The sequence below is a fragment of the Candidatus Viridilinea mediisalina genome, from assembly GCF_002532535.1.
Taxonomy (GTDB): Bacteria; Chloroflexota; Chloroflexia; order Chloroflexales; family Chloroflexaceae; genus Viridilinea; species Viridilinea mediisalina.
In genome coordinates, this window is the sequence record NZ_NQWI01000024.1 from 1 (window position 1) to 23259 (window position 23259).

The following is a 23259-nucleotide window of genomic DNA, read 5'->3' on the forward strand; positions in this document are numbered from 1 at the left end:
GGAGTGCCGACTTATGGTGTTCCAGAAATTAATCCGGTGTCGCGGCACGGGCTAGACCTGATAGATATGCCAGATTTGCGAGGTCTGGTTAGCGGATTATTTACTGGAACACCATAAGTCGGCACTCCGTCGGTAAAGCTGGAAGCGCATTTTAGTAACCGTCCCTTACTCTAGTTTATCATGAGGTATCAATGGCAGCAGGAACAACATCCGATTTCCGTAATGGTATGGTCATTCGTTACAACGACGATCTCTTTCAGGTGGTTGAGTTTCAGCATGTTGCCCCGGGCAACTGGCGGGCCTTTGTGCGCGTCAAGCTGAAGAATCTGCGCAACGAGAAGGTGATTGAGGATCGCTTCCGCGCCGGGGCTGATATTGATATTGTGCGGATTGAGCGTCGCACCATGCAGTTCCTCTACCGTGAGGGTGTGGATTTTGTCTTTATGGATCCCAATACCTTCGATCAGATTCAGGTCAGTGAAGCCATGGTTGGTGATGCAGCAAAGTTTCTCAAAGAGAACGACAATGCAGATCTCGTCTATGATGATGAGCGTGAGGAACTGCTCAGTGTTGAGTTACCCATCTTTGTCATCCTTGAAGTTACCGAGACGACCATCGCGGTACGGGGCGACACAGCGACCAACGTTACCAAGCCGGCCACGCTCGAGACTGGTGCGGTCATTCAGGTACCTGGTTTTGTCAATGAGGGTGATAAGCTGAAGATTGATACGCGCACAGGCACCTATATCGAGCGCGCCTAGCTTGGGTGGTAGGGGAGGCTTGGCTTCCCTTGAAGAATTTTGTTCTTTTTGGTAAATGCAAACAAACACCGTATATATACAGTATATATGCGGTGTTTATTTATTGCTTGTTGCATCAAAAGAATCTAGGGCTACGTCAACGTTGTTGGGGCTTCGCCCCCGCCCCCCACCGGATGTAACGTTGACGTAGCCCGATGCAGACAGCATCTGTGTAATCATGAAGCTTCGCCCCATGCCAAAAGCTGTTCCAATCTGCGTTGAAAATTCATGCCTAGTAGTAATACCGAAGCTAAGATCAGCCTTGATATGGCCTAGAATGGGTATTTTAATGATTTCTTACCCTGTTTTCGTGTAATTTCTTGCTATACTTGGGGGGTGCTGTCCAATTGGCATCTAGGGTTGTTGCTCTACAATCCGCTGGCGGGGCAAAGGCTTCCTGCCGGGTGCGAGTGTTGCGTTCCATGCTTGCCAGCGACACCAATGACAGTGTACAATTGACTACTATGATCGGCAAATCGGCGTCATGAAAGGGCGTGCGGTCGGCCTAGCCTCCTATGGAACAAATACTGATTATTGATGATAGTGAGCAGATCACGAGTCTTTTGGCCGACTATGTGTTGCCAGAATTGGGCTATAGCCCGTTGGTGGCCCATACCGGACGGCAAGGGCTCCAGCGCCTACGCTCTGGCTTGCCCGACCTGATCTTGCTCGATCTCCAACTGCCCGATATTAGCGGTCTTGACCTGTTGCGTCTGATCGCGCAAGAGGGCTACGATGTGCCGGTTATTCTAATGACGGCCCATGGCTCTGAGGGGATCGCGGTTGAAGCTTTTCGCTTGGGGGCGCGCAACTACCTGATCAAGCCCTTTTCCGATACCGAAGCCCGCGCGGTGATCGATCAGGCGTTGCGTGAACGGCGTTTGCGCCGCGATAAAGAGCGCTTGACCAACTCGTTGCAGCAGCGTGTCCAAGAGTTGACGGTACTCTACCGCATTGGCAAGTCGGTCACTGGGCTGATGGGCCAAGAGAAACTGCTTGAACGCATTGTTGAGGCGGGGGTCTATATTACGCAGGCGGAAGAGGGCTTCCTGTTGCTGCACGATGCCCAGCAGCACGAACTCTACCTGCGTGCCGCCAAGAATTTGGGCGAGCAGCGTGCCCAAAGTCTGCGCCTGCCGGTTGAAGATTCACTTGCTGGCCAGGTGGTGCGTACCGGCAAGCCGGTGCGCCTCGATCAGGTGCGTTCGGGCGTGGCGCTGAAGGTTAAGACTGGTTTCTTGGTGCGTGCGTTGCTGCAAGTACCGCTGCTGCTTGGTGATCAGGTGATTGGCGTGTTGGCGGTTGATAATCGCCAATCGGATCGCCCCTTTACCGAGAATGACCAGTATCTGCTTGCGGCGCTGGCCGATTATGCGGCTATTGCAATTGAGAATGCGCGGCTCTACGATCAGATCAAACTCTCGGAACAACGCTACCGCGATCTCTTTGCAAATGCCTATGATCTCATCTTTGCCCTCGATGCAGAACTGCGGATTACGAGTATCAATAAGGTTGGCCCCCAATTGACTGGCTATAGCCATGATCAACTGCTCGGTCAGCCCTTGCACCGCTTTGCGACCGAACCCTCGTGGCAGGTTGTGGAACCTTCGTTGCGCGAGTTGCTGTTGGGGCATAGTATGCCCCCCTTTGAGCTTGAGTTGAAGCGCCAAGATGATGAATTGGTCTATCTGGAAGTCTCGGCTCAGGTGATGAACAATGGCTCTGGCTTCAAGGGTGTGCATTGCATCGCCCGTAATTTGACCGAACGACGAAAGCTGGAGCAGAAGTTGATCCATTCTGAGAAGCTTTCGGCGATTGGCCAGTTGGTTGCGGGCGTGGCCCACGAGTTGAACAATCCGCTCACCAGCGTGAGTGGCTATGCCCAGTTGATGTTACGCGACAAGGGGCTGGGTGTTGAGACACGCCAAGATATTGAACAGATCCATACCCAGGCTGAACGGGCCGCAAAAATTGTTCAGAATTTGCTCATCTTTGCCCGTGAACATGAACCCGAACGCCAAATGGTATCGCTCAATGAGGTCTTGCGGAGCGCCTTGGCGCTGCAAAACTATCAGCTTAAAGTTGATAACATTAGTGTTATCCTTGAACTTGATCCTGAACTGCCGTATACTAGCGCCGATCCTCATCAACTTCAGCAGGTCTTTCTCAATCTGATTACCAATGCGCGCCACGCAATGGTGGAACATGGGCGCCCAGGCAAGCTCGTTATCCGTTCAAGTCTCTTCAATGATACCCAATTGGGGCCCACGATTAAGCTCGAGGTGCAAGATTCAGGCAAAGGTATCCCGGAAAAAGATCTTGAGAAGATTTTTAACCCTTTTTATACCACCAAGCCGGTGGGCCAGGGTACGGGTTTGGGTCTCTCGATCTGTTTTGGTATCATCGAAGAGCATGAAGGCCAGATTTGGGCCGAGAGTCAGCTCGGAGCGGGCACACAGGTCTTTGTGACCTTGCCGGTGCGTACCGTGGAACCAAGCGAGAGCGCGAGTAGTGCCACCCCACTGCCGATGGACACCATGGGGGTTGCGCTCAACATCCTCGTGGTGGACGATGAGGAACCCGTGGTGCGGCTGATGGCACGCTTGCTGCGCGATCTTGGCCACCAAGCAACCGTCGTGACCAGTGGCGAGGCGGCGCTGCAAAGCTTAGGACGTGAGATTTTTGATATGATTCTCTGCGATGTGAAGATGCCAGGACTCAATGGCTTTGAATTGGTCGCAGCGATCCGCGAGCGTTCGCCCAAGCTTGCCGAGCGGGTGATCTTTATTACGGGCGATACACTGAGCCCGGTTACGCGAACTGCACTTGAACAGAGTGGCAATCTCTATCTCTCTAAGCCCTTCTCGATTGAGCAACTTCAAGAAGCCTTGCAAAGCCTTGTACAACGCCGTTCCCTTGGAGCGCCGAAATAGGAGGTAGGAAAGTGAGGAAATAGGAAATAGGAAAGGAGAAAATAGTTTTGTTGCATTTATGACACATTGAATACACCCAAATTGTATTTACTGCCTACTACTTACTGCCTACTACTTACTGCCTACTACCTACTGCCTACTATGGATAAACTGACTGCACAGAAACTAGCTGCCATCGTTGATGATAATGTTGCAGGCGCGGTTGAGATTGCCGAGCAGAGTGCCAAGCTGTTGCTGCAAGTGGCTCAAGCCAACGCGATGTTGCCGCGTGAGGATTTGCGCGAAGCGTTGCTTGCGGTGGGTTGGACGCTGATCCGGGCCCACCCCACCATGGCCCCTCTGGTCAATCTGATCAATGGCATGCTGTGGAAGCTTGATGATGCTCATCAGCAGCGCAATGCCTGTCAAGCGGCCATGGAGGCGATTGGTGAATTTCAGCGGCGCTTGCATGTCCACGAGGCGGCAATTGCTGAAACGACCCTACGCCTGATCCCTGAGCATAGCCTGATTGTGACCATCGGGCGTAGCATTACCGTCCGGGCGGCGCTGCGCCATGCCTTGCGGGCGGGTCGGCACCTCAGGGTCATCTGTGCTGAGGGACGCCCCGCCTGCGAAGGGCGCAGTATGGCAGCCGAATTGGCTGAAGCGGGCTTGGCGGTAACCCTGGTGATTGATGCGTTGGCGTTGAGTTTTGTCGCTGAGGCCCGTCTGGTACTGGTTGGGGCCGACCACCTCACAAGCCGTGGTTTGGTCAACAAGGTTGGCACCTACGGCCTTGCGTTGGCTGCCGGGGCTGCGGGCGTCCCGATCTATGCGCTCTGCGGCAGCGAAAAGTTCTTGCCCCCCGGCTACACCCCGCCCGCCCAGGCCCAATGGCCCGCCGAGCAGGTCTGGGCTAATGCCCCAACCAACCTCAAGATTACCAATCTCTACTTTGATACAACACCGCTCAACGCCCTGGCGGGCATTGTCACCGAGCAGGGCGTGCAGCCAACCGTAGGCATCGAAGCATGGCTCGCCGCAACGCACCTGCATCCGGCGTTGCGGCGGTAGAAGAAGGTGGCACTACTCAACCGTGACACTCTTGGCGAGGTTGCGCGGCTGATCTACGTCGCAGCCACGCCGCAGGGCGACATAGTAGGCGAAGAGTTGCAGTGGAATGACGGTGAGGATGGGTTGGAGTAGCGGTAGGGTGGCGGGGATGCTAATGACATGATCGGCTTTGCTGGCGAGCAGTTGGTCGCCGCTGGTGCCGATGGCGATCACCTGGCCATGGCGGGCGCGTACCTGTTCGATATTGCTGATCATCTTGGGGTAGATTTCGTCCTGGGGGGCAATGCAGATGACCGGCATGGTTTCGTCAATCAACGCGATGGGGCCATGCTTCATCTCGCCAGCCGGGTAGCCTTCGGCGTGGATGTAGCTGATCTCTTTGAGCTTGAGGGCACCTTCAAGGGCGATGGGGTAGTTGGCCTGGCGCCCTAAGTAGAGCGCATTCTCAACGCGGTGGTAGTGTTCGGCCAACTCGGCACAGATGGGCATGCTCGCTTCGATCACGCTAGCCGCTTTGCCGGGGAGTTCGATCAGCGCCTGTAGGTGGGGCTGCATCTGGGCTGCGTTGAGCGTGCCGCGCGCTTGGGCGAGACGCAATGCAAAGAGGTAGGCGACTACCAGCATGGAGGTGAAGGCTTTGGTTGAGGCTACACCAATCTCAGGGCCGGCATGCAGGTAGAGTGGGCCGCCGTCGGCAACGCGGGCGGCCTGGCTGCCAATGGCATTGACAATCGCCAGTGAGAAAACCTTCTGATCACGCGCCTCTTCCATGGCCGCGAGGGTATCCACCGTCTCGCCACTCTGGGTAAAGGCGAGCAGTAGCGCATCACCGCCCAGCACCGGCTCGCGGTAGCGAAACTCGCTGGCGTAGTCCACCTCGACGCGCACGCGAGCGAGGCGTTCGATCATGAACTTTGCGACCAGCGCGGCGTGCCAAGCGGTGCCGCAGGCGGTGGCATAGATGCGATCCACTTGGCGCAAGGCGGCATCATCGAGGCGCATGTCTTCAAAATGCACCATGCCAGCCTCTTGGTCAACGCGGCCCCGTAGGGCATCCATCAGCGCCCGTGGCTGCTCGTGGATCTCCTTCTCCATGAAGTGCTTGTAGTCGCCCCGCGCAGCCGCCACCGGATCCCATGGAATACTGATAGGCCGACGCTCAACCGCGTCACCCGCAAGAGTCGTAATGCGAATACCCGCACTGGTAATCACGGCCAACTCGCGGTCTTCAAGGAAGATGAGGTCGCGGGTATAGTCGAGGATCGCGGGCACATCGGAGGCAACAAAGTACTCGCCTTCACCCAGGCCAAGCACAACGCCACCAGCATTACCGAGGCGCGCCGCCACAATCTGGTCGGGCTCGTTGACACAAATGGCAACCACCGCATTACCACCGCGCAACTCGCCGAGCGTTTGGCGCATAGCGGTTGCAAGGCTGCCGCTCTCGGCATAGTAGAGACCGACAAGGTGCGCGATGACCTCCGTATCGGTTTGTGAAACGAAGGTAATCCCTTGTTCAACCAAGCGGGCCTTGAGTTCGAGATAGTTTTCAACAATCCCATTCTGGATGACCACAACCTGGCCACTGGCATCACGGTGGGGGTGGGCATTGATCTCAGTGACCCCGCCGTGGGTAGCCCAACGGGTATGCCCGATACCCAAGTGGCCGCGTGCAGGTTCAAGGTGCAGGCGCGCAATCAGACCAATCAGCTTGCCAACACTGCGGCGCAGTTGCAAACCCTCCTTGGGATCGTAGATTGCGATCCCCGCCGAATCATAACCGCGATACTCAAGCCGTTGTAAACCACCAACAACTACATCGGTTGCGACCCGTGGGCCAAGATAGCCAACAATACCGCACATGAAGACTCCTTCATAAACGAATAAAGACCCCCAATAGATAGAAGCCCGCAATGTTCACCAGCACTATCACGACGGCGCTGATCGTAGCCAAGCGGCGGGCGTGAGCAGCGATGGCAGGCGCACCAGCAAGGGCGTAGTTGCCCAGCATGATCGCGATGATGCTAAAGGCAACGAGGGCGAGAAAGGGGATTTTAATAAAAGACCAGGGGCCAGTGAGGATGGGCGTGAGGTAGTCGAAACTACATGGCACACTGCCGAGACAGGGGGAAGGCGGGAGTACCTTGAGAACTTCGAGGTAGTGGTAGAGTGAAACAGCAATGCCAGCAAGGGCGAGGGGCAGCCCATAGAGGTGGACTCTCCGGTCATCAATGATAATCCCCACAAACAGGATCAGCGCCAGAGGGTACATCAGGATGCGCTGATGCCAGCAGAGCTCGCAGGGAATCCAACGCAGCACTTCGCTAAAAAAGAGGCTACCACAGGTGGCAAGCATAGCAGTGAAGAGCGCAATATGGCGGGTCGAAGCGGTCAGACGGTCAAGCAGATTCATAGGCGTAGATGGGCTAGAGAATTTTCGGCTGAAGCATTCTACCATGCATGAACATCAGGTATACTGTAGGCTATTACCCTTGGAGGGCGTATGTTGAGGCAACCACCATTTCCAGGGATGGACCCCTACCTTGAGCAGCCGAGTCTCTGGCCGGATGTGCATCATCGGCTGATCTCCACCATTGGCGATCAGCTTCAGGCCAAGCTCTCGTCGGGCTATCGGGCGGTGATTACGCCCTATGTGAGCTTTGAGAGTATTGAGATTGCGCCGGTGCGCCGTGTGGTGCCTGATGTGGCGGTGGTGGATCGCGGGCCGTTTGCTGCGCTAAGTGGTGGTGCGGTGGCAGTTGCCCCTGAGCTAACGGAGGCACCGTTGCGTCTGCCAGCCTTCATGACGGTGCCGGTGGAGTATGCACGGATTGAGATCCGCACGGTACGCGACCAGGTGCTGGTGACGGCACTGGAATTGCTCTCTCCAGCCAATAAGCGCCCCGGGGCGGATGGGGCGGATGCCTATGAGCAGAAGCGCCAGGAGATCTTTCGTAGTACGGCGCACCTGATTGAACTCGATCTGCTCCGTGGTGGACGCCGCCCACAGGTGGCGCGCCCGTTGCCTGATGCCCCCTACTTTATCTTTTTGAGCCGCATGGAGGCCCGTCCGCAGCTTGAGATTTGGCCGCTGGCCCTCGCTGCCCCCATTCCGGTGGTGCCGGTGCCGCTGCGCTACCCCGATGCTCCGATTACGCTTGAGTTGGGGCGTGCGATCCACGATGCCTACCAGCGCGCCCGCTACGACCTAGAACTTGACTACTGCGAACCGCCCCCGCCCCCCGACTTGAGCGCGGCTGAAGCGGCGTGGCTCGATAGCCATCTGCGGGCGCAGGGGGTGAGGCGTTGACGAGTAGAGGTACAGAGTCATTCACCACAGAGGCACCGAGGGCACAGAGCGTTTGTATCGAGGGAGTTCCAGTACGGTGAGCTTGCCTTGCTATAAACCTCTCTGTGTTCTCTGTGTCTCTGTGGTGCAATGCTCTGTATCTCTTCAACATTGACGATAAGAAAGTATCTGTATGGCTAACAAACCAAACCAAGGTCTTCCTTGGGATTCAATCAGCCCTACGCTATTGGTGTTGGGCATTCGGAGCTGGCTCTACTTGGGGATTGCGGCCTGCGTTCTTGGTTTGCTGTTCTTCCTGAGTACGGTGACCAGCCTGCTGGTGCCGCTGATCATTGCTACCGTGATTGCGATGCTCTTCTACCCGGTGGTGGATTGGCTCGATGAGCGCGGCGTACCACGCTTGGTAGGGGCCATCGGTGTGATGATCGGGCTGCTGCTGGTGATTGTGGGCGCATTGTGGCTCACCATCTATGGCATTCTGGGCCAGCGTGAACAGATTTTTAAGCTGATCGAGTCGGGCATCAACGCGATGGATGAGTGGTCATCGGCCCTGAGTTTGCCCTTGGGTGTCTTTGATACGATGCTGGAGAATGCGCTCAATACGCTACCCCAGGTGGCAGCGGGGATTGGCAATTTCTTCAGTTCCGGTTTTTCCAGTGCGATAGCACTCTTTGTCGGTCTCTTCCTCAGCACCTTCTTGCTCTACTACCTGCTCACCGATTGGCACGGGATTGTCCATTGGCTGGCGCGCAACAGCAGCTTGGAGACGGAAGTGGGCGAGACGGTGATTGATAACACGACCCGGGCAGTGCGGCGCTACTTCTATGTCTTGACGCTCTCGAGCTTCGTGGTCTCGGTGTTGATTGGCAGCACGATGGCGCTCTTGGGTCTGCCATTGGCCTTTACGATTGGCCTTGTGACCATGGTCACTTCCTATGTGCCCTATTTAGGCGCTGTGGTTGCGGGCATCTTTGCCTGCTTAGTTGCGCTCGGTTCTGGCGGGATCGGTATCGCACTGGTGGTGCTGGTGGTGGTGCTATTGATGCAGAATATTATCCAGACCATCATCCAGAACAAGCTAGCCAGCAACCATTTGCAGTTGCACCCCCTAGCCACCTTCATGGTGACCATTTTAGGTGGTCTGCTGGCCGGAGTGATGGGCGCAATGTTGGCCACGCCTGCCACCGCCGCCGTGCTACGCGCCCGCGAGAGCATCGCCAAGCTACAGGCAGGCAAGGAGCTAGAGACGCCGCCGGTGCAAAAACTGGAGCTTCGCTTGCAGCAATCGGGAGGCGAGCAAGCCAAGGAGGAGTAGTGTGGAGGTACGCGACGTGCTTGAGGATGTCTTCCAAATGCTTCAGAAGCGGAGCGACGAAAAATACAATTGCTTATACAGTTTATGCTTCAGAATACAACTGTATCCCCTGTACAATCACTTCAGCAACTCATGGATGATATGAGTTCTGAAGCACAAGCGCGGGGATTAACCCCTGAGATTCTTGAACAGATCTTGAATGATGATGCATGATCGCTTCGCAGGGAGCGCAGGCGATCTGCCCGCGCTCCCTGCGGAGTGGTTTTGACCAACAGTGCCCCCGCTACCCCTCTTTGAGTGCATTCATAATATCCAAGGCCCCCTTCTTCGCGTCTGCAAAGAGCATGAGGGTGTTCTCGGCGGCGAAGAGTGGGTTGGGGATCCCGGCGAAGCCAGCGCTGAGGCTGCGTTTGATCACAATCACGCTGCGCGCTTTGTCTACATTGAGGATGGGCATGCCCGCAATGGGGCTGCTTGGATTGGTACGCGCCATCGGGTTGACCACATCGTTGGCCCCGATCACAATCGCAACGTCGGTCTGCTCAAATAAAGGATTGATCTCGTCCATCTCCTTCATCTGATCGTAGGGAATGTCCGCTTCGGCTAACAGGACGTTCATGTGGCCAGGCATGCGCCCGGCGACCGGATGGATTGCGAAGCTGACTTCAACCCCCCGCGACTCCAGTTCATGCACGAGGTCGCGTACTGCATGTTGGGCCTGCGAGACCGCCATGCCATAGCCGGGTACAATCACCACGCTGCGGGCGGTCTCCATCATCATGGCCAACTCATCGGCATGGGCCGATTTCACCTTGCCCGCATAGACCTCATCGTCACTGGCGGCCCCTTCATCAACGGGCGCACCGATGCCGAAGAGCACGTTGGGTAGCGAGCGGTTCATGGCCTTACACATGATGCTGGTAAGAATAAGGCCCGACGCACCCACGAGCGAGCCGGTGATAATGAGGGCGTTATTGCTCAACACAAAGCCAGCGGCGGCGGCAGCAACGCCCGAATAGGAGTTGAGCAGCGAGATCACCACTGGCATATCGGCACCGCCAATCGGGAAGACCAACGAGAGACCCAGTAGGCTCGCGGCCCCAATCAGGCCCCAGTAGGCCCAATTGGCCGTGGGGTCAATTGCCAACCAGACGCCAAAAGCAAGCGCAATGGTCAGCAGTGTGGCATTGAGCGGCAGCGCCCCACGGAAACGAATGTCACCAATCAGCCCTTGCAGCTTACCAAAGGCCACGAGGCTCCCCCAGAAGGTGACGGCCCCCACGAGGCCCGAAGCCGCACCCGAAATGGTGAACTGCAACGCGACATTCGCACCATCAAGGGCCACCGCCGTCAGCAGCGCGGCGCCCGCAACGAGGCTCGAAGAGATTCCACCAAAACCATTGAGCAAGGCGACCATCTGGGGCATATCGGTCATCTGAACCCGCGTCGCCATAATAGCCCCGATCGCGCCACCGACAATGATCCCAGCAATGATCCACTCGTAACTCAGCACTTGCCGATCCAGCATAGCGGCCACAACGGCAATCAGCATACCGAGCGCACCCAAACGGTTACCACGAACAGCAGTGCGCGGGTGGGTTAGCCCCTTGATGCCAACAATGAAGAGGATCGCGGCGATCAAGTAGGCTAAGTTGATAAACCAATCGGGCAGCATACATTAGTCCTTCCGGCGGAACATGCCGAGCATGCGATTGGTGACCATGAAGCCGCCAACCACGTTGATCGTTGCAAAGACGATAGCCGTAAAACCAAGGATCGTTGTGAGCAGCGGGGTTGGCGACCCAGTGGCAATGATCGCCCCTACCAGCGTAATACCCGAAATGGCGTTCGATCCCGACATGAGCGGGGTGTGCAGCGTGGGCGGCACTTTGGTGATGATCTCTACACCAACAAAGATCGCCAGCACAAAGACCGTGAGGGCAAGAATGAGCGCTTCCATAATCTATCCTTGTACAACACTACGACGTCGTTACCGCACTCTTCGCTTCCAACAATTCTTGGACGCGCGCATTGCACACTTCGCCCGCGTGCGCAACCATTGACTCGCGTATAATCTCATCGTCGGTGGTCAGATTGAGTTTGCCATCTTTAACCGCAAGCCGAATAATGTTGATAAGGTTGCGGCTATAGAGTTGGCTGGCATGATTGGGCACGGTAGCGGCAAGATTGGTTGGCCCCAGAATCGTCACGCCATGCACCTGTACAAGCTCATCGGCGCGGGTCAATTCACAGTTACCCCCATGTTCGGCGGCGAGGTCAACCACCACCGAGCCGGGCTGCATACCCTGCACCATCTCGCCGGTAACCAAGACAGGCGAGCGTTTACCGGGGATCGCAGCGGTGGTAATCACCACATCGTTGCGGGCAACCACTTCGCCCATAAGCTGACGCTGGCGACGGTAGAAATCTTCACCCTGGGCCTTGGCATAGCCCCCTTTATCTTCGCTATCGCCAGTCTCAAGGGGCAATTCCACAAACTTAGCCCCAACGCTTTCAACCTGCTCTTTGACGGCAACACGCACATCATAGGCTTCAACGCGGGCACCCATCCGCTTGGCTTGGGCACACGCTTGCAGCCCGGCGACCCCCGCGCCAATCACAAAGATACGGGCGGGCGTAATCGTCCCAGCGGCGGTCATGAGCATCGGAAAGATGCGCGGGAGGTGCATCGCAGCCAAGAGCGTCGCCTTATAGCCAACAATCGTAGCCATAGACGAGAGCGCGTCCATACTTTGGGCGCGGCTAATACGGGGCACCAACTCAAGCGCAATAGCGTTCACGCCACGTTGCGCCAGGGCCGCAATCCACTGCGGCTGCCAAAAGGGATCGAGAAAACCGATCACCAATTGACCAGAGCGTAACAATGCGAGATCAGCATCACCTTGGGCCGCACCCGTGGCGCGTACCTGGAAGAGCATATCGGCAGCGGCAAAGAGTCCTTGGCGCGAGGCGGCCACCGTCACCCCTCGCTCCACATAGAAGGCATCAGGGAAGCCTGCGGCCACACCTGCCCCCGCTTCAATCTGCACCTCTAGGCCCAACTTTTGCAAAAATGACACATCATTAGGCACAAGGGCCACACGCTGCTCACCAGGAGCCGTCTCTCTTGGAACGCCAACAATCATTGGGAAAGCCCCCCATGTTCCGTGGTTTTCGCAAGGGAAAACCTTGCGTTTAGGTATGGTACTACTATGCTGCGTTTTAGCGGCGCAGCCGCGCATTAGTATAACATGATCTGGTTACATGGTAGGGGGGGGCTCCAATTCTCCTTCTTTCTGTCGTGTTGGCGGCGAAGCCGCCAACACGACAGAAAGTTCTTCGGGGGAGGCTTCGCCGACCCCGAACATCCACTGGTTTAAGGGCGGACAGAAAATGTGTTCATTATGTTCGGCAATCTACAATCTACAATCTGCAATCTACAATCTACAATCTGCAATCCACAATCTACAATACCCAATCGCTCAGGCTGTCCCAGAGGCGGGCGTTTGACCAGTAGGCCGAGTGGGCGTTGGGGAAGGGTTGGCGGTTGTCTACCTGATGATCTTCGATCCGGTTAGGGAAGATGGCAGCCCCTACGAAGCTGAGGAGATCGCGCTGATCGAAGAAGTTGAGCCAGGGCGGGAAATGCTCTGGCAGTGGTTTGCCGAAGGGCAATCCGGCCAATACGTCCATTTCGTAGAGCAGTGGCGCTTGAGAGCCAGCGGTAATCAAGCCGGCCACATGCCCGCTCAAGTCCTCAAGGCAGAGGAGATCAAAGCAGATGACCCCACCGAGACTGTGGGCGAGGATGTAGACCGGCGCGGCGGCGGTGGTGATGGTGTCACGAATGAATTGGCGGATCGGAGCGCCGTTGCGTTGGTAGCGCAGAATGTCGCCCGAAAAAGGGAAGGCGAAGTGGGTCGCAACAGAGACATCGCGGCGCAGATACCAGGTTGCGCTGTGGCTCAATGCTTGGCTGAGCGACCGCCGCATCCATGCACCAACCCCCCGGTCGGCCCGTACCTCCAGCAACTCTTGGCTAAAACGGGTAAGCAGGCTGTCACGGAGCATGCTGTCGGAGGCGACGCGCACGGGCGTTGCACCAGCTTGAGCTATGGCCTCCGCAACGACGGCCCGCGCCAAGGCACTCGCTAGGAACTCCGGCTCAAGCATGCCATGGGCAACGAGTTGATCCAACGCGGGCGTGGTCGCAACCGCTCGTACTGCTGCGGAAAAGAGGCTTGCGATACCTGCGCTCGTGAGCAGGGTGGTCAGTTCGTTACTGGGGGTAAAGCGGGCCAAGCGCATCTGCATGCGTGCAAGCTCTGCCGTAAAGCTGCCCGGCGCACGCGCTACTTCCGCCTCACCCTCTGGTGGCAGCAGGGTCAAGAGGCGCAGTTCATAGCTGGCATCAGCATAGAGATTGCTCCAGAGCGCAATCTCCAGATCGGCATCACTCGTATCACCGCGCCCGAAGCGCCCAGCGGGCAACGAGGCGCCCTGCTTGCCAAGTTCGGCCCGCAGCCCTTGTTCAGGCGCAGCCCAGTGGCAGGGTGCAACACGATACGTTGGCAGCCGTCTGCCAAGCTCTTCGCGGATCAGCGCAATATCCTCATCAAAACCTTGGCGTACACCCGTACCGTGGACAAACAGGATGGTAGCCATGTGGTGCAATCCTCTGCATCTCTTCAAAAACTCTAGAAACCCTCTGGTTGCCCCCCAACCTGCACACGAACATTGGGATGGGCGTAGAGACTGTAGGCCAGCCATGTCGGATCGCTCGGTCGCTGCTGCTTGATCGCTTGGCGCGCTGCCCAAACCGCCGCCGCTGCCGTCTGCCCCTCGTCGAAGAGTTGGGTGTAGAACGTGGTGGCAAAACTGGCAGCCAGATCGTCGCTCACGGTCCAAGCCGGGGCGAGGAAGAGCCCCGCGCCACGCCCAACCAACTGGCTGGCCCAGCCATTCACGCCACTCAGGGTCGCGCCCTCGCGTCCCAAGTGGCAGGCGTTGAAGACGAAGCCGGGGCGCTGCTGTGCGAGATGGCTGATGATCTCTTGGCCGGTGATCTCCTCACTCGAAAGACTCACCTGGTCTTCGAGCCAGAGGACGCTACTGGTACTGGGGGTGTCGGGTAGGAAATTGCCGTGCGAAACGGCATGCAGCCAGTCGTACTCGCCTGCTTCAAGCAGATCGCGCACGGCATGGAGTGTGGCCCGACGAGGACTCTGGTTCTGCAGATCGTGGCGGGCAATCAGGGCTTCGAGCAGTGCCCGCTCTTGCTTGATCTCCGTCAATTCGCGGTAGCTCTCCGGGGCCAAGAGTGCAACCCGCGTAGCAATGATACGCGTTGCCGGGGTGAACTGTTGCGCCACATTGGGGTGGCGCGGCAGCCAACGGGCAAAGTGGAATGTCTCGCACCAGAAGGACTCCTGCCACTCCTGCCCAAACGGGCGCACCATCTCCCACGGGATGCTGGCCTCATCGGAGATCAGCAGCATGCTGAGGGGGGTTGGGGCATTACGCCAAGCCTGCCGCTCGCGGGCATAGACCTCTTTGAGCCCCGCTGGGATCAACTTTTCCCACAGGCGGCTACCGATACGCCTCAAGGTGCGTTCCAGATCATGCTCACTGAGAAACTGCGCTCCTCGCCCATCAACCTGGACACTATCACGCTCTCGCCGCAGCAGATCGAGATCGCGGTAGAGGCTTGCGGTATAGGCGGCGGGGCCGGGTTCAGCAAACGACGCGCTATACTCCTCGTGGATCACCAGCCCCTCACGCCAAAGCGCAAAGAGCACCCGCGTTGCTTGAGCATCATAGTAGACCCGCAGGGTCAAATCGGGCGCAGCGATGGCGCGGGCCAGGGTCGGATCAACCTGTGCTGGGGCATAGGGCGCAGCCACAAAGGCGACCTCGTGGGCCACTACTTCAATCTGCAGGGCCACAGGCGGGGCAACCAACTGGCCCTCTTGTCGAAACTCCAGCGTAAGCTCAGCCTGACCAAGTTCCTGCGGGAGCAACTGAAAGACCACAGGCGGACTATCGGCCTCAGAGAGGACATTGAGGCGCTGTTCAGCGGGGGTCAACAGGGTCATACGCGGCGCAACCAGCCGCACCTGCACGGCATCGAGGCGCAGATCAAGCGCCTGGGCTACCCGGCTATGCTCCAGCGCCTCCCGCGTGAGCCCCACCGTCACCGTAACCCGCTCGTTGAGCTGGGCGCGCTGCGGGCAAGCGATGTCGGTATAGCGCCGCACAACCGTCTTAGGCACAAGGTTCGCCTCAAAGTTCGCACCGAGCGGCACAGAGGGCACCAACGCCTTCGCAAGCTCTTGGCGCAGCCACGTCTGTGAGGGGGCACCACGCAACGAAAGAACTTGTGAATTGGGCTGTTCAAGCTGCTCAATAAGCTGCAGCAACTCTACATAGAGCGATGGTGCCTCGTGTTGCAGCAGACGCCGCACCTGGCGCGCAACATCACCCTGAGCATCTTCACTATCCAATTCACGATACTGCTGCATCAGCGCCTGGATCTGCGCTTCCAGAGCCACCCACTCAGGCGTATCCTTAGCCGTTTGCCTCAGCATCAACAGCGCCGCAAGGGTTGTTTCACCCGCCATGGGGGATCTCCAAGCTATAGTGGGCCAAGCTACCGTTCATCATACCAGTTATGGGCGACAAGTGACGAGTGACAAGTAGGGTATATCACATAGCACTCCCAGGGGAAGGATGGCGACGCGCTCACCACATTACTGTTACGCTGTTGCGCTAATTGGTATCACACCGCCGCTGCTCCAGATTGAGGTGCAGCGGCAATGGCACATTGTAGCGTTCAATCTCCTGCTGCGTTAGCGGACGCCCGATGCGGCAGGCCGCCGTTGCCAACAGATCCTCCGGTGCGACGAAGTACTGGCGGGCCGTACCATCAGTCGAAGCGGTGAGGATGCGTCGCCCATCGGGCGAGAAGACTACACTCCTGACCGGGCCACTGTGGCCCGTCAGGGTGGCGAGGGGTTTGCCTTGCGCATCCCAAAGGCGAGCAGTCCCATCTTCTGAAGCAGTGACAATGCGTGATCCGTCGGGGGAGAAGAGCGCATGCCAAACCGTATCGGTATGACCAACCAACGTAGTGAGGTATTGGCCGTGCGTGTTCCAGAGATATGCTTTGCCATCCCACGAGGCGGTGAGGATGTGTGAGCTGTCGGGGGAGAAGGCTACGCTAATAGTCGAAGAGGTACGTTTCTCTAGCATGGTAAGGAACTGGCCGTCTGCATCCCAAAGACCGGCGGTTCCATTCAATGAGCCGACGAGGATGTGTGTGCCATCGGGGGAGAAGATCGCGTTGTAGAGGTTAGTAACAGTATCGCTCTCTAGCATGGCTAGATGTTGACCGTTAGCCCACCACAAACGAGCAGTGCCATCCCGCGAGGCAGTGAGGATACGCGCGCCGTCGGGGGAGAAGCGTGCGCTCCAAATCGCATCAGTATGGCCCTCTAGGCGAGCAAGGGATTGACCACTTGTATCCCAGAGGCGGGCCGTACCATCACTTGATTTGGTGAGAATACGCGAGCCGTCGGGGGAGAAGCGTGCGCTCCAAAACGCATTGGTATGGCCCTCTATGGTAGCAAGGGGTTGACCATTTGTATCCCAGAGGCGGGCCGTGCCATCCCACGAGGCAGTGAGAATACGCGAGCCGTCGGGCGAGAATACTGCGCTCGAAACCGCTTCGGTATGGCCCTCTATGGTAGCAAAGGGTTGACCATTTGCATCCCAGAGGCGGGCCGTACCATCACTTGATGCGGTGAGAATACGCGAGCCGTCGGGCGAGAATACTGCGCTCGAAACCGCATCGGTATGGCCCTCTAGGGTAGCAAGGGGCTGTTCCACCGCCTGCCACAGCCGAGCGGTGCGATCAGCCGAAGTAGTGAGGATGCGTGTACCATCGGGAGAAAAGATGGCGCTGTTGATCCAACCCATATGACCTACTAGGGTAGCAAGATGCTGACCATCCGCATCCCAGATCTGGGCAGTGCGATCAAACGACACTGTGAGGATGCGTCTGCCATCGGGCGAAAAGACGGCGCTGTTGAGCTTATCTGTATGGCCTGTCAGGGTAGCATGCGGCTGGCCCTCCATATCCCACAGACGGGCGGAGCCGTCTTGTGATGTAGTGAGAATGTGCGTGCCATCGGGCGAAAAGACGGCGCTGTTGAGCTTATCTGTATGGCCTGTCAGGGTAGCATGTGGTTGGCCCTCTGCATCCCACAACCGAGCAGTGCCATCGTGTGATGCGGTGAGGATGTGTGTACCGTCAGGTGAAAAGACGGCGCTTACCACCGTATCGGTATGGCCCATCAGCATGGCAAGAGGTTGTCCATCTGTATCCCACAACCGGGCAGTGCTATCCGATGAGATGGTGAGAATACGTTGTCCATCGGGGAGGAAGATGGCGCTGTTGACCCAACCCACATGACCTACTAGGGTAGCAAGGAGTTGCCCCTCCACATCCCACAGCCGAGCGGTGCGATCAGCCGAAGCAGTGAGGATGCGTGTGCCGTCGGGCGAAAAGACGGCGCTGTTGACCCAACCCATATGACCTACTAGGGTAGCGAGACGCTGACCATTCGCATTCCAGAGCAAGACGATTCCGTCCTTTGAGGCGGTAATGATGCGCTGTCCATCGGGCGAGAAGCCTGCGCTTATGACTGCATCTGTATGACCCATCAGGGTAGCAAGAGGTTGACCGTCTAAGCCCCAAAGCCGGGCGGTGCGATCATCCGAACTGGTAAGGATGCGCGTGCCATCAGGAGAAAAGATGGCATTGTTAACACCTTCGGTGTGGTCTACGAGACTCGTAACCTGCCAAGGGTGCTGATTTATTCGTTCGCGCAGAATAGACTCAGTGGCGATATTTTGATCAATGGCATATGCTTCGTAGGCCAATTGAAGTGCTGGCTCGACTGGCAATGATTGCGTTATAAAAGCGAGATAATGCGCGTTGGTGATCCGCAACTGATTTGCTGCGTCAGCCTCCGCCGTCCTTGCCATACTCGATTCGCGTGTCGCCACACCCGTCTGCACCCAAGCAACTCCGGCCAGGATCAAGGCTAAGACGAAGCCTACCATTGCCGCTGTCGAAAGTATCTGTTTGACCTTTGCGGCATCACGGGCTTTGCGACATGCCGCAAGAAAATCCCGCTCAACCTCGTTCAACGCTTCACTCTCCGCCTCGGCTTGGCGCAGGGCTGTGCCGCGCAGCAGCAGTCCCTCCGCACGGCGCTGGCTCGCCCAGAGATCGGCTTGGCGCTGCAAGGGGCTCAGGTTGGCTTTGCGCCACGCGGCATTACTGTTGCGTACGGGTACGATGAGGCGGTCGTGGGCTAGTTCGTACCAGATGGCACCGCGCCGCTCTTCGGCCCTTAGCAGGTGGGCATCTACTAGCACCTGAATGGCCGCATTGGGCATCCCGGCGGTCGTTTCGGCTTGTCGCAGCACTTGGCCACGCATGCCATCGCTGCTGATCAACTCTTGCTCAAGCCAGGCGCGTACGCTGCGTTCGTTCGTGGTCGCCACTTGGCCCGCCGCTGCTACCCGCTCGGCGTAGTAGCTCGCCAGTGCCTCGTCTACACTGCCCGCAGCCTCGAGGTCGGTTAGATCAATGTGGATACTTTGGATGGCAGGTGGCGCTGGATAATCCTCAGCCCCCGGCCCTCTCTCCCACGTTGTGTGCGAGGGAGGTAAGATCGTTTGGCTGCTGGGGTCTCCTTCTGGCTCTTGTGCAGAGACGCTGCCCGCTTCCTGCTGCCCGCTTCCTGCACTTGCACTTTTTCTTTCCCACAGTCGAAAACAGACCACCTGAAGCTGCACAGGTTCAATGGCGTTGCCTAGGATAGTTTCACTCGTACCGTCGGGGCGCTGTACCGTCGTCTGGCGCAAGTCGTCTACAAGGCGTTGGGCTGCTGCAGTGCTGAAGTCGCCACCGCCGAGCTGTGCGGGTGCTTGGATGGCCTGTAGCGCCTGATTGGGGGTGAGCAGGTCGAGACGGTAGGTGGCGGCGAGGCGTGTGGGAATCGGCAACAGGTAGGGACGCAGCGCACCCAAATAGTCTTCGCGGATGGCGAAGAGCGCCCAACGGTGCGGGGCTTCGAGGGCGCTGCCGAGTTGGGCGAGGAAAGCCAGTTTTGCTTCGCGGTCGGTCGGATCAATCGTCAACAACTCCTCAAACTGGTCGAAGATCAGCACCATATCTTGCTCGACCACGTCGCGCCGTGTGGCCAGATAGTCGTTCAGGCTGAGTTGAGCCAGTTCGTCGGGCGTGCGCTGCAACTCAGGGGCCACCTCATCATTGAGGGTGGCAAGGGTGGCAAAGAGGTAGCGGTTGGGCACAGTGCCATCGTTTGCCAGCGGCGGGCGGGCATTGACACGAATGGGCCGATGGACAAAAAAGCCCTCGGCGCGCAAACGGGGCATGAGGCGTGCTTGCACGAGCGACGTTTTGCCCGCCCCCGAAGGCGCGTGGAAGAGTACCAGGCGTCGGGCGATCAGCAGATTGAGCAACTTTGCTACTTCGCGCTCGCGCCCGAAGAAGCGGTCGCCCTCAGTCTCCTCGAAGGCCCGTGGGCCGACGTAGGGATTTGTGGGGAGTGTTTGCTGCGTCATGGTTTTTCAGTGCCTCACTACTCTGTGGGGCTTCGACAAGCTCAGCCACCGCACCGATGGCTGAGCTTGTCGAAGCCAAGCGGTGCGACCCAGGACTTCTTCGCGCTAACAAGAGTCTTTCAGAGAAGGATTCGCCTACCCCAAACCTCCACCGGAAAGGTTTTTTTCGGAAGCCATGCTCTCGATCCCCCGCCCGAGGGTGGCTTCGCCGCCAAAGGGAACTTATACCATTTACGATTGTAGATTGCAGATTGCCGAACATGGCGTCCCAATGGGCTTTCGCGTTCTTGCTAATGCGGCATGTTCAAGGGTAATCGGTATTAGTTCCCTCACTCTACCGTACTCCGCGTCACACGCAACGACAACTCGCGTAGAAAATCTTCAGCACTGCCCCAATAGACGCTAATATTCGCTTGGTAACTCTGGACTGCCGCTGGACCAAAGTAGTCTTTGAGGTATTGGCGGGCCGCTTGTGGATTCAGGGTGGTCTCTTCCTGCGGATCGATCTGTACGGCGACGTGAGCGTACTGGTTGCGCCGTTGCCCGCCCGAGATGCGTAGCATGCTCTGCAACAAGGCGCGGAAACTCCAGTCGTCGAAGCGAAAGCCGACAAAGAGCAGTGCGGTATCGGCGAGGGCGCGTTGCACTTCGGGCGGGATCAATCCAACATTGGCTCGCACGCCGATCAGGTAGCGGAAGTAGTCATCTTCGGTAATCACCAGCGAGTCGGGATCGGCGAAGCTACCGAGCAGATGGAAGACGAGGGGTGCTTCGTCTGTGGGTGCTTCAATCTCACTCTCGGTGGCGTACTTCTCTTCAAGATGCCACGGGCAGACGATCACCTGGGGGGTGCGCTGCGCCTCTTCCAGTGCCTCCGCTAGCAGCGGATCGGAGTTGGCCGTTAGGTAGATGGGTAGCCGCAGCGATGCAAGGATCCGGTGGGGTTCGTCTGCATGGGTGGCACGTCGTGCAGCACCGACGGCGCTGAGCAGTTTGGCAAGCGGAGTGCGCAGCGGCACTTGAGCGACCGTGGCGGGATCGCGTTCGCTCATGGCTGCACGCAACGTCTCTTCCACCTCATCGCGCATAAAATCCACCGCCTGGTTGACCGCGAGGTATTGGGCCACCTGGGGCAGATCATCGCGGGCGTTGGGGGCGAGCGGAAAGTGATGTTTTTCAGCGAGGCGCTGCGCCATATCGCGGGTGGAACCGAGCAGACCCTCAAGCAGGCCCGGGCCGAGGATGGGCGTACATTTGCCCCGCTCAATACTGCGTATCAGTGCTGGCCACTTGGCAAAATCGTTGGGATCAAAGCCCGGCTCGTACCAGATGCGCCCGCTGCGTAGGCGTGTAAAGAGCGCAGGTTGCCACCAATCGTTCTGTTGGCTCAACTCCTGCCGCGCCGCAGCCAGTGCACGATCAACCCGTCCGTCGCGCTGCAACTCGCGGAAGAAGGCGGGCGTAAAGCGTGCATTGGTGTCCATTGCCAACAAGCCCTGCATCGCCAATACCGCCGGAATACCCGCCAGCGCCAAACGCGGGCCAAGGGCAGCCAACGCCGCAGGCGTGCCAGCACCAGCACTCTGACAACTTGCCAGCAGCACCAGTCGGGGGCGGGCAGGCAGATCGGCCATGCGCTCACTCAACTCCCGCCCCGCCACCCGCGTCACCTCACCCTGCTCATCAGCCAAGAAGAGATAGGGCTCATCATCCACCAGCAGTCCGTGGGCAATGATGTAGCAGATGTCGTAGCCCTCGCGTAACTGCGCGATCATCAAATTCAGCGTTGCCTGCGTCGCCTCTGCCAACACCGTCGTTGTGATGCCAGCCAAGCCACGCAGCGCCACTTCACGCTCCTGCGCCACATCAAGTGGTACCAAGTTGTAGGTAGTAAGGCCAACGGGGTTGGCAATCACCACCAAGGCGCGCAACGTCCCTTTCGCACGCAACTTTACTGGCTGCCAATCGGTACTCGCCAGTGAGCGCGTCAGCAACACCTGCTCACTCAGTGCCAATACCTGATCGTATTGCGGATCGTGCAGCGTCTCCCAGTGTAAGGCATGCAACTCCGACGCATCGGCAGCAATAGCAAGCCGCAGACGTAGCGAGCAACCCTGACTCTGCGCGGCAGCGCGGGCTGCCGCAAAGGCGCTCACCAGCGACGCATCGGCAAAGAGCATCTGTGTGAGCGCCTGCCCATAGGCCACCGGATCGGGCATCTGTGCGAGCAACGTCTGTGGATCAAACGCCACACTCACCACATGCTGTCCCAACGGACGCACCTCCGCCTCACTGCCGGGCAGGTTCAAACGCAATTCCACCCCGTAACGCAGGGCGTCTTTGCGACGTAACACTAATTCAAGATCAGCAGGTTCATGCATTGGCCTATAGTTTTCGTGAGGTACACAAGCAACGTGATAATGATCTAATGCTACAATTATAACATGCTTTGGGGCGCAAAACCAATTGAATACTACTATGAATAGGATGTTTTAAAAGCCTGAATTTCTGTGATTTTTTCTAATGCTGACTGGGCATCGTCAACATAATGAACTAAATGGTTAGGACAAGAATCTGGTAATGTTAGATCGGGCCAGTCTAGTATAATTACATGCTTTCCAGCTTTTAGTGCTAGAGCAATCTCGGACAGGGTGCCTGCGCCACCACATAGCGCAACCACAACATCTGAAGACGTAACATTTATGACATTTCTGGCATCTCCCATTCCAGTAAAGATTGGGATATGGACGTAAGGATTAGGGTAACGGCCTTGAATGAATTTGGGATCTGTCTCATGCTCAGAAGGTAGAATGCCCACGACTAAGCCACCCGCATCGTGGGCCCCTTGCGAGGCTAGATGCATTACTCCAGCCCCTCCGCCTGTTAAGAGGACAAAGCCTGCGAGTGCGATTAAAGTTCCTAGTTCGTAGGCATGAGGATTATAGCCGTGAACTTGTCCATCTCCCATAACGCCGATAATTGTCATTCTATGCTTGGGATTGACAGACTGCGCATCCATGCTGGCCTTGATTCTTCTGAGACCATTTACGATTGTAGATTGCAGATTGTAGATTGTAGATTGCCGAACATGGCTTCCCAATGGGCTTTCGTGTTCTTGATCATGCGGCATGTTCAAGGGTAATTGGTATGAAGCAGAGGGCTTTCAGAAGGGCACAGAGATGCTAACGG

Annotated in this window: 15 protein-coding genes; 5 read left to right on the forward strand and 10 right to left on the reverse strand. The window is 57.4% G+C overall.

Going from position 1 to position 23259, the window contains the following annotated elements; translation table 11 throughout:
• The first annotated feature begins 191 nt into the window (after positions 1-191).
• The 3 genes from efp to CJ255_RS07460 all read left to right on the forward strand — a co-directional run bounded on the left by efp (position 192) and on the right by CJ255_RS07460 (position 4786).
• Positions 192-761, forward strand: coding sequence for an elongation factor P (gene efp / locus CJ255_RS07450; RefSeq protein WP_097643460.1), 570 nt, complete (start codon positions 192-194; stop codon positions 759-761).
• A gap of 554 nt (positions 762-1315) precedes the next feature.
• Entirely contained in the window at positions 1316-3733 is a 2418-nt protein-coding gene (locus tag CJ255_RS07455; protein WP_097643461.1) for a hybrid sensor histidine kinase/response regulator, read from the forward strand.
• A 141-nt stretch (positions 3734-3874) separates the two neighbouring features.
• Positions 3875-4786 (forward strand): eIF2B alpha/beta/delta subunit family protein, encoded by a 912-nt coding sequence (locus CJ255_RS07460; protein WP_097643462.1) that lies wholly within the window; start codon positions 3875-3877, stop codon positions 4784-4786.
• A 12-nt stretch (positions 4787-4798) separates the two neighbouring features.
• Here CJ255_RS07460 and glmS read toward each other — a convergent pair whose 3' ends face one another.
• Together glmS and CJ255_RS07470 are read right to left on the reverse strand one after the other, a co-directional pair.
• Positions 4799-6649: a glutamine--fructose-6-phosphate transaminase (isomerizing) gene (gene glmS / locus CJ255_RS07465; protein ID WP_097643463.1), complete on the reverse strand. Its 1851-nt coding sequence runs from the start codon at positions 6647-6649 to the stop codon at positions 4799-4801.
• 10 nt (positions 6650-6659) lie between these two features.
• Positions 6660-7199: a disulfide bond formation protein B gene (locus CJ255_RS07470; protein ID WP_245863243.1), complete on the reverse strand. Its 540-nt coding sequence runs from the start codon at positions 7197-7199 to the stop codon at positions 6660-6662.
• Between the two features lie 90 nt (positions 7200-7289).
• On the opposite strand from CJ255_RS07470, the gene CJ255_RS07475 reads away from it, so the two are divergent.
• Together CJ255_RS07475 and CJ255_RS07480 are read left to right on the forward strand one after the other, a co-directional pair.
• Complete coding sequence (locus CJ255_RS07475) at positions 7290-8096, forward strand: DUF4058 family protein (RefSeq protein WP_097643465.1); 807 nt, start codon at positions 7290-7292, stop codon at positions 8094-8096.
• A gap of 172 nt (positions 8097-8268) precedes the next feature.
• Positions 8269-9411, forward strand: a complete 1143-nt coding sequence (locus tag CJ255_RS07480) for an AI-2E family transporter (RefSeq protein WP_097643466.1) — start codon at positions 8269-8271, stop codon at positions 9409-9411.
• Between the two features lie 283 nt (positions 9412-9694).
• Here the strand turns inward: CJ255_RS07480 and CJ255_RS07485 are convergent, their stop codons facing one another.
• From CJ255_RS07485 to CJ255_RS07520, 8 genes are all read right to left on the reverse strand, one after another.
• Positions 9695-11086 carry an NAD(P)(+) transhydrogenase (Re/Si-specific) subunit beta gene (locus CJ255_RS07485; RefSeq protein WP_097643467.1) on the reverse strand — a complete coding sequence of 464 codons (1392 nt, stop codon included), beginning with the start codon at positions 11084-11086 and terminating at the stop codon, positions 9695-9697.
• A gap of 3 nt (positions 11087-11089) precedes the next feature.
• Entirely contained in the window at positions 11090-11371 is a 282-nt protein-coding gene (locus tag CJ255_RS07490) for an NAD(P) transhydrogenase subunit alpha part 2 (protein WP_097643468.1), read from the reverse strand.
• Positions 11372-11390: 19 nt separating this feature from the next.
• Entirely contained in the window at positions 11391-12557 is a 1167-nt protein-coding gene (locus tag CJ255_RS07495; protein ID WP_097643469.1) for a Re/Si-specific NAD(P)(+) transhydrogenase subunit alpha, read from the reverse strand.
• Positions 12558-12876: 319 nt separating this feature from the next.
• A complete protein-coding gene (locus tag CJ255_RS07500) occupies positions 12877-14076 on the reverse strand; it encodes a lipase family protein (RefSeq protein WP_097643470.1) in 1200 nt (399 codons plus the stop codon).
• 32 nt (positions 14077-14108) lie between these two features.
• Positions 14109-16031 carry a CHAT domain-containing protein gene (locus CJ255_RS07505; RefSeq protein WP_097643471.1) on the reverse strand — a complete coding sequence of 641 codons (1923 nt, stop codon included), beginning with the start codon at positions 16029-16031 and terminating at the stop codon, positions 14109-14111.
• 148 nt (positions 16032-16179) lie between these two features.
• The gene (locus CJ255_RS07510; protein WP_097643472.1) at positions 16180-20070 is read right to left on the reverse strand and encodes an NACHT and WD repeat domain-containing protein; all 3891 of its coding nucleotides are present in this window, start codon (positions 20068-20070) and stop codon (positions 16180-16182) included.
• Between the two features lie 329 nt (positions 20071-20399).
• On the reverse strand, positions 20400-22451 hold the full coding sequence (locus CJ255_RS07515) for a CHAT domain-containing protein (RefSeq protein ID WP_097643473.1): 2052 nt from the start codon (positions 22449-22451) through the stop codon (positions 20400-20402).
• Between the two features lie 95 nt (positions 22452-22546).
• A complete protein-coding gene (locus tag CJ255_RS07520; RefSeq protein WP_217352422.1) occupies positions 22547-23200 on the reverse strand; it encodes a TIGR00725 family protein in 654 nt (217 codons plus the stop codon).
• Positions 23201-23259: the final 59 nt, after the last annotated feature.

What these genes read in the sequence shown, in the direction of transcription:
- efp (WP_097643460.1), top strand. Translation starts at nt 192, where the DNA reads ATGGCAGCAGGAACAACATCCGATTTCCGTAATGGTATGGTCATTCGT.
- CJ255_RS07455 (WP_097643461.1), top strand. Translation starts at nt 1,316, where the DNA reads ATGGAACAAATACTGATTATTGATGATAGTGAGCAGATCACGAGTCTT.
- CJ255_RS07460 (WP_097643462.1), top strand. Translation starts at nt 3,875, where the DNA reads ATGGATAAACTGACTGCACAGAAACTAGCTGCCATCGTTGATGATAAT.
- glmS (WP_097643463.1), bottom strand. Translation starts at nt 6,649, where the DNA reads ATGTGCGGTATTGTTGGCTATCTTGGCCCACGGGTCGCAACCGATGTA.
- CJ255_RS07470 (WP_245863243.1), bottom strand. Translation starts at nt 7,199, where the DNA reads ATGAATCTGCTTGACCGTCTGACCGCTTCGACCCGCCATATTGCGCTC.
- CJ255_RS07475 (WP_097643465.1), top strand. Translation starts at nt 7,290, where the DNA reads ATGTTGAGGCAACCACCATTTCCAGGGATGGACCCCTACCTTGAGCAG.
- CJ255_RS07480 (WP_097643466.1), top strand. Translation starts at nt 8,269, where the DNA reads ATGGCTAACAAACCAAACCAAGGTCTTCCTTGGGATTCAATCAGCCCT.
- CJ255_RS07485 (WP_097643467.1), bottom strand. Translation starts at nt 11,086, where the DNA reads ATGCTGCCCGATTGGTTTATCAACTTAGCCTACTTGATCGCCGCGATC.
- CJ255_RS07490 (WP_097643468.1), bottom strand. Translation starts at nt 11,371, where the DNA reads ATGGAAGCGCTCATTCTTGCCCTCACGGTCTTTGTGCTGGCGATCTTT.
- CJ255_RS07495 (WP_097643469.1), bottom strand. Translation starts at nt 12,557, where the DNA reads ATGATTGTTGGCGTTCCAAGAGAGACGGCTCCTGGTGAGCAGCGTGTG.
- CJ255_RS07500 (WP_097643470.1), bottom strand. Translation starts at nt 14,076, where the DNA reads ATGGCTACCATCCTGTTTGTCCACGGTACGGGTGTACGCCAAGGTTTT.
- CJ255_RS07505 (WP_097643471.1), bottom strand. Translation starts at nt 16,031, where the DNA reads ATGGCGGGTGAAACAACCCTTGCGGCGCTGTTGATGCTGAGGCAAACG.
- CJ255_RS07510 (WP_097643472.1), bottom strand. Translation starts at nt 20,070, where the DNA reads ATGACGCAGCAAACACTCCCCACAAATCCCTACGTCGGCCCACGGGCC.
- CJ255_RS07515 (WP_097643473.1), bottom strand. Translation starts at nt 22,451, where the DNA reads ATGCATGAACCTGCTGATCTTGAATTAGTGTTACGTCGCAAAGACGCC.
- CJ255_RS07520 (WP_217352422.1), bottom strand. Translation starts at nt 23,200, where the DNA reads ATGCCGCATGATCAAGAACACGAAAGCCCATTGGGAAGCCATGTTCGG.